The sequence below is a fragment of the Desulfitobacterium sp. THU1 genome, from assembly GCF_038181555.1.
Lineage (GTDB): Bacteria > Bacillota > Desulfitobacteriia > Desulfitobacteriales > Desulfitobacteriaceae > Desulfitobacterium.
Genome location: NZ_JBBWUA010000025.1, coordinates 40,921 through 46,920, shown reverse-complemented (window position 1 = coordinate 46,920; position 6,000 = coordinate 40,921). Strand labels below are relative to the sequence as shown.

Here is a 6,000-nt window from a genome sequence, read left to right as displayed (position 1 = left end):
GGTAATTAAGGTAGTATTATAAAGGAAAATTGCGGCGAAGATAATCCATCCGATGGGGAACAATCCACTCATTGCACCATAACCAAAAGCAGCTAAGGTAGCAGGAACAGGCATATTCATAACAAAGATAGCTACAAGAATAGCAACAACAGCAGCGGTAATTGCCGCATAGGGAGCAAAGATTCCAAGGTGTTTTGTCCCATGCTTATCCGTATGCGGATGTAAAGCGAGTAAATAAAGTAAAACAATAATCGGTAGAGCTGCTAAAAAGGTTGAAAGCCAGATATTACCCGTCGGGTTATAATTTTGAAAATACTCCATTAATTATTTACGCCTCCTTTTTTTCCCCTCTTCTAGCTAAGTTAGTATTGTCGTAAGACAAGGGGCTTTGGAAAAATAATATAAATTAGGACTTAGGGTTTAGTAATTAGGTATCAACTCTGTCTGCATCTATCCTATAGCATCCCCCCTCTCAAGTTTCAGAAGTATCGGTTTTCTTCCAATAATCTGAATTTTACGTTTTCTCTTATCATGTTATTCGACGGTTACTTTGCTATCCCTTCTTCGTGAAATAAATAATTTCTAAAAATTTTAACTCTTAACATAATTGCGTCGTTTTATTGATTTAAGGATTTATATAATTACTACGCAAAGAATTTACAGAATTGCCTACTAAGTCTAATAATTTTAAGACACTGACCAAAGTAATTCGACGGATTAATGACAAATCCTTCTCACTAGTTTAATTTTTCTAAATTATTTTCTATCTTGTCTATATGCGGAATATTACGACAATATTTTTAGACTGGCATAAGTGACAATAAAAAAAAGAGAACGACCCTTAGAAATCAAGGTAGTTCTCATAAGTAATAGAATTATTTTGGATTCGAAATTTCTAATTTCTTTAGTTAGTAATTCTATCGATTAAGCTTAGGAAATCTGGGAAAGAAACAGCTGCGGCTTCGATCCCAGTTAGGCTTACCCCTTCTTTAGATAGCAACCCGGCCACAGCCCAGGCCATTGCTAAGCGGTGATCTCCATGGCTAGATGCATAACCGCCCCGCAATTGGGAGATACCTGTAATCTGCATCCCATCCGAAAGCTCCTGAATTTCGGCCCCCAGAGATCTTAAGCCTTGGACAACTGTTTGGATTCGATCGGTCTCTTTAACCCTAAGCTCTGCTGCATCGCGGATAGTGGTTACACCTTTTGCCATACTAGCAGCGACTGCCAAGATAGGAACCTCGTCAATCAGTCGTGGAATCATCTCGCCTCCGATGTCAATTCCATGAAGTTGGGCAGGTCGTACCCGTAAATTGGCACGAGGTTCTCCACACTCTTCCTTTTCATTTTCCACTTGAATATCAGCACCCATCTGCCAAAGGGCATCGAGGATGCCTGTTCGTGTTGTATTCATTCCTACATTACGGATAAGGAGTTCTCCCTTTGAGGCTAAGCTACCTAAAACTAGAAAGAAAGCCGCCGAAGAAATATCTCCGGGTACCGATACCTCTTGGCTAGATAATTTGGCTCCACCCTCGATCTTCGCTGTATTTGCTTCACTGATGACAGGGACTCCAAATCCCCGCAGCATCCTTTCCGTATGGTCCCGGGAAAGAAAGGGCTCAGTAACCGTAGTTTCTCCTCGTGCTTTTAGTCCCGCCAGAAGAATGGCGGATTTCACCTGAGCGGAGGCTACTGGGGAATGAAAATCAATGCCCTGCAAAGAGTCACCCTGAATCGTCAAGGGAGCATATTTCCCAGCTTGGCGACCCAGAATTCGAGCACCCATCTCCTGTAAAGGAAGGGTAACTCGGCCCATAGGTCTGGAACGTATGGATGAATCTCCCGTTAACGTGACACTAAATGGGCAGCCTGCTAATACGCCTAAGAAGAGGCGCATTGTGGTCCCAGAATTCCCTACATCTAAAATATCTTGGGGCTCCTGCCACTGCTCAAAGCCTTCTCCTCTAATCCAGACCTCAGTATCTCTTCGTTCCCATTCCACTCCCAGCCTTTGCAAGCATTCCAGCGTGCTTAAGCAATCTTGACCAGGCAAAAAATTTGTAATATGGGTTTCACCTTTGGCCATCCCGCCAAATAACGCAGCCCTATGGGATATTGACTTATCCCCCGGAACTTGAATTTCACCTTGTACTTTCTGCACAGGATTAATTCGTATTCCTTTTAATACATCGTTATTATACATTTTGCTACCTCCGGTTTATCCGCTAACTACCAGCCGCAATATCCCTCAACTTCATCTGTAAACTTCATCGACAGCCAAGAATCACTTGAGCACACGACCCCTGGCTGATTGAGCCCGTTCAAACACTTTAATAATTTCTTCCTCATCAGTTCGTTCAATGGCCCCACGAATCTCTCTTAGTTTATCTTCCCAAATATCCAAAGCATATAGAATCGCTGAGGAATTGCGAAGGATGATGTCCCTCCACATCTCCGGAGAACTATCCACCAGACGGGTTATCTCTCGGAAGCTCCGACCAGCTAATTCTAAAGGTTTTCCTTCGGGAAAGCCCTCTGCAGCAGCTAGGGCCAAAGCAAGAGATAATAAATGGGGCACATGGCTAACTAAGGCTACCTGATGATCATGTTCCTCATATTCCCGATAGATTACCCTTGCCCCCAGGCTATCCAGCAATTCCGAAAAGCTCACGATCATTTCCTGTGGGCATAAAGGGTGGGGGGTAAGAACATAGGGATAACCCTCAAACAAATTGGGATTAGAGGCTTCAAATCCACGCTGTTCTGATCCCGCCATCGGATGACCGCCAATAAAGTAAACAGATTCTAGGTTTTCTGTAGTTTGACATATTTCCTTTTTAATACTACCGACATCCGTGATTAGGGAACCCACAGGAATCCGTCCCTTAATTTGGTTCAACAACTCGGTGAGTAGCGCTATGGGAGTGGCAAGAATGACTAGATCCACATCCAGGGCTTCAGGAATTACCTGCCAACCTTCGCGGATCCATCCCCGCGATTTTGCTGATGCCAAGCTATCTTCATTGCAGTCAACTGCAGATACAGACCAGCCTTGACCAGACAAAGCCCCCGCCCAGGAACCGCCAATAAGCCCTAAGCCGATAATGCAAGCACGAGGATTCCTTTCTCCTGTCCAGCCTTTGGATAAAACAGGTCTTTGCTTGTTCTCCATAATTAGCGAGCTCCCTTCACCGGTCTTCCCAGTGCAGTAGATAAGCTCTCCAACTCGTCCATCATGGTAGTAAAATTGGGGATGGTCAAGGATTGTTTACCATCGGACATGGCTTTTTCCGGATGGGGATGCACCTCGATAATGAGGCCATCTGCACCGGCTGCGACCGCTGCTTTGGCCATCGCTGGAACAAGATTCCATCGTCCGGTTCCATGACTGGGGTCGACAATGACCGGAAGATGAGATAGCGCATGCAAAGCCGGGACCATGCTTAGATCTAAAGTATTCCTTGTGTAGTTCTCAAAAGTACGAATTCCGCGTTCGCAGAATATAACTTGATTGTTGCCGCCGTCCAAGATGTATTCAGCGGCCATCATCCACTCTTCCAAAGTCGCCGAAGGTCCACGTTTGAGGAGAACCGGTTTATTCGTTTTGGCTACCTCCTTGAGTAAGATGAAATTCTGCATATTACGAGCGCCAATTTGCAGGATATCTGCATAATGGGCAACTAGTTCCACATCGCGAATATCGACTACTTCCGTAACAACCTGTAGGCCGGTTTCCTCCCTAGCTAGGGCCAAGAGTTTCAACCCTTCTTCCTCCAACCCTTGAAAGGCATAGGGTGATGTGCGTGGTTTGAAGGCTCCACCTCTTAAAAAGGTTGCCCCTGCTGCCTTAACTGCATGAGCAGTCTCGATAATTTGTGATCGGCTTTCAACACTACAAGGACCAGCCATAACATGGATTTTATTCCCGCCGATTTCATGTTCCCCAACCTTAATAACCGTGTTTTCCTTCTGGAATTCACGACTTACTAGCTTATATGGTGCAAGTATTGGTACCACCTTCTCTACCCAGGGTAATGCTTCTAGATCCAAAGATTCTAGCCTTGATCGATCCCCCACAGCCCCCACAATAATCTTCTCCACTCCTTGCGAGAGGTGGATCTTAAATCCCTCTTGGCTCAAACGTTCTGAGATTTCCTGAACTTGTTCTTCAGCTGTTCCTCTTTTTAATACAATAATCATTGTTTACACTCCTCACTACCGTCCTACGTTTCTGATTATTATTACTCACTTACAATGCGAGCAAAATCTACCATTCTACACAATTTACTTTTTTATTGAAACAAATCTTGGCGAAGATTGATTGCATCCCGTAAATATACAGGCTGGATTTCTGCCTGAGTTAGAGATGTCTCTATATGCAGCAGCACTCGAAGACATCGAGGAAGTGACCCCGGAACTGGAATTTCGTTAATACAGATCATGGGCACTCGGTCCCAGCCTAACTGGCGGGCAAAGGTTGCCGGAAATGCTGCGTCAAGATCCTGCGTAAGAGTAAATATTGCACTAATGATATCTTCTGGTGCAAGAGAATTTCGTCTTACTATTTCATTGATGAGTTCATGAGTTGCTTCTCGAATGTGTTCAGGATTATTTTCTTCTACTGTAATCGCACCACGCAGACCACGTACATTTGCCAATTCAGTCACCCCCTAATACTCTATCCCTTTATTTCTTTTGCAACTGCACGATGGCCAAGGCCAACCGCCACTTCATCGAGATGTAATAATCCTACTCCAAAGAAGATGGCAACCGATAAATGCTCATCTCTTCGAGCAATTCCTACTTTTCCGCCGATATTTAAGCCCATGGCCTTGGGCATAATCTGACTCAGCGCTTCGCGCGTAGCCCCAGCCACAGCTCCTTCATCTCCATGGCTCTCTTTTATAACCCCTTCACGCTTCGCTGCCACAATACTCCTCTCAATAATTTTCTTAATCGCAGTGAGGTATTCCCCACCATAATCCACTGCCACGGTGTGTATCCCATGCCGATTGAAGCCTTCTTTTAAATGCGCCTCTTCCTCCCGGCTTTCTGACATGGCCAAGCGTAGTGCTGCCATGGCTATCTTTTTACTTTCAGCTACCATTATTATTCATTCCTTTCCCTGAAGGGATTCCATTAATTAGCTTAACCCATCTACTATAGTACTACACTGTTGGCTTCTTGACACTATCCTTAAAGAAGCCAACAGAAAAGACACCTCACGGTGCCTAATGTCAAATTCACCGTCCTACCATCCTTCCCTATGCAATTGTAGCCTAAACCGAGACGCTCTTAAATCAATAAACTGTCCTACAAAATTATGCCCTACTCCAGATGTCGTATTACATGTTAACGTTCATTATATGATGCATCAGTACTAATTTCAAGCAAAAAACTTTGGTTAGTCACCAATTCTTAATTTTTAATTCTTAAGGTCTGAATATTATGTTCAATCATCACGGTCTGATTCAGGCGTGGCTCTATCAAATCCATGTCTTTATCCATTACTTGCACGCGGACAATGGCCGAAACATTGGTCCCATCGAGCTGCAGTACTCCGGCATGTACAGGAACTTCCAGTTCTCCGCGGGCTAGGCTACCTAGCACTTTGCCATTCTGAAGCACCCGCACCGGCGCAGCGGGAACAGCCTTAAGTAATATCTTTGATGTTTGTGGGGCAATGTCTTGGATAAGATTAGGTGTTACCGTGCTCGACACTGGGGTACTCTCTAAGGACGGCGCTTCCACATTTTGAGCCACAGATATGTAATAATCCACGGGATTTTTCGCTAACTCGAGCCCCATTTGCATGGTTACTAAGAGGACAGCGGATAGAATTACCGCTCGAATAATTATTTTTTCAAACATAGGCAAGCCTGCATTAGGTTCTTTTCTCTGATACCCTCCCCTAGGCTGAGCAGTCCATGAGCGTGAACTTGTCTTTCCCCGCTTGCTTGCTCCCATAAATAATCGAAAACGACGCATAAACCT

Annotated in this window: 7 protein-coding genes; all 7 read right to left on the bottom strand. The window is 44.6% G+C overall.

What is annotated here, in order from left to right; translation table 11 throughout:
- Positions 1–321 (bottom strand): L-lactate permease (locus AAC978_RS14950; protein ID WP_341548866.1); only part of this gene is annotated, 321 nt, incomplete at its 3' end.
- Positions 322–904: 583 nt separating this feature from the next.
- Complete coding sequence (gene aroA, locus AAC978_RS14945) at positions 905–2,209, bottom strand: 3-phosphoshikimate 1-carboxyvinyltransferase (protein ID WP_341548865.1); 1,305 nt, start codon at positions 2,207–2,209, stop codon at positions 905–907.
- An 81-nt stretch (positions 2,210–2,290) separates the two neighbouring features.
- Positions 2,291–3,178, bottom strand: coding sequence for a prephenate dehydrogenase (locus AAC978_RS14940; protein WP_341548864.1), 888 nt, complete (start codon positions 3,176–3,178; stop codon positions 2,291–2,293).
- Between the two features lie 2 nt (positions 3,179–3,180).
- Complete coding sequence (aroF, locus tag AAC978_RS14935; protein ID WP_341548863.1) at positions 3,181–4,206, bottom strand: 3-deoxy-7-phosphoheptulonate synthase; 1,026 nt, start codon at positions 4,204–4,206, stop codon at positions 3,181–3,183.
- A gap of 92 nt (positions 4,207–4,298) precedes the next feature.
- The gene (gene aroH / locus AAC978_RS14930; RefSeq protein WP_445900316.1) at positions 4,299–4,673 is read right to left on the bottom strand and encodes a chorismate mutase; all 375 of its coding nucleotides are present in this window, start codon (positions 4,671–4,673) and stop codon (positions 4,299–4,301) included.
- A gap of 11 nt (positions 4,674–4,684) precedes the next feature.
- Positions 4,685–5,113, bottom strand: a complete 429-nt coding sequence (locus AAC978_RS14925) for a HutP family protein (RefSeq protein WP_341548861.1) — start codon at positions 5,111–5,113, stop codon at positions 4,685–4,687.
- Positions 5,114–5,424: 311 nt separating this feature from the next.
- A complete protein-coding gene (locus tag AAC978_RS14920; RefSeq protein WP_445900315.1) occupies positions 5,425–5,994 on the bottom strand; it encodes a hypothetical protein in 570 nt (189 codons plus the stop codon).
- Between the last annotated feature and the right edge of the window lie 6 nt (positions 5,995–6,000).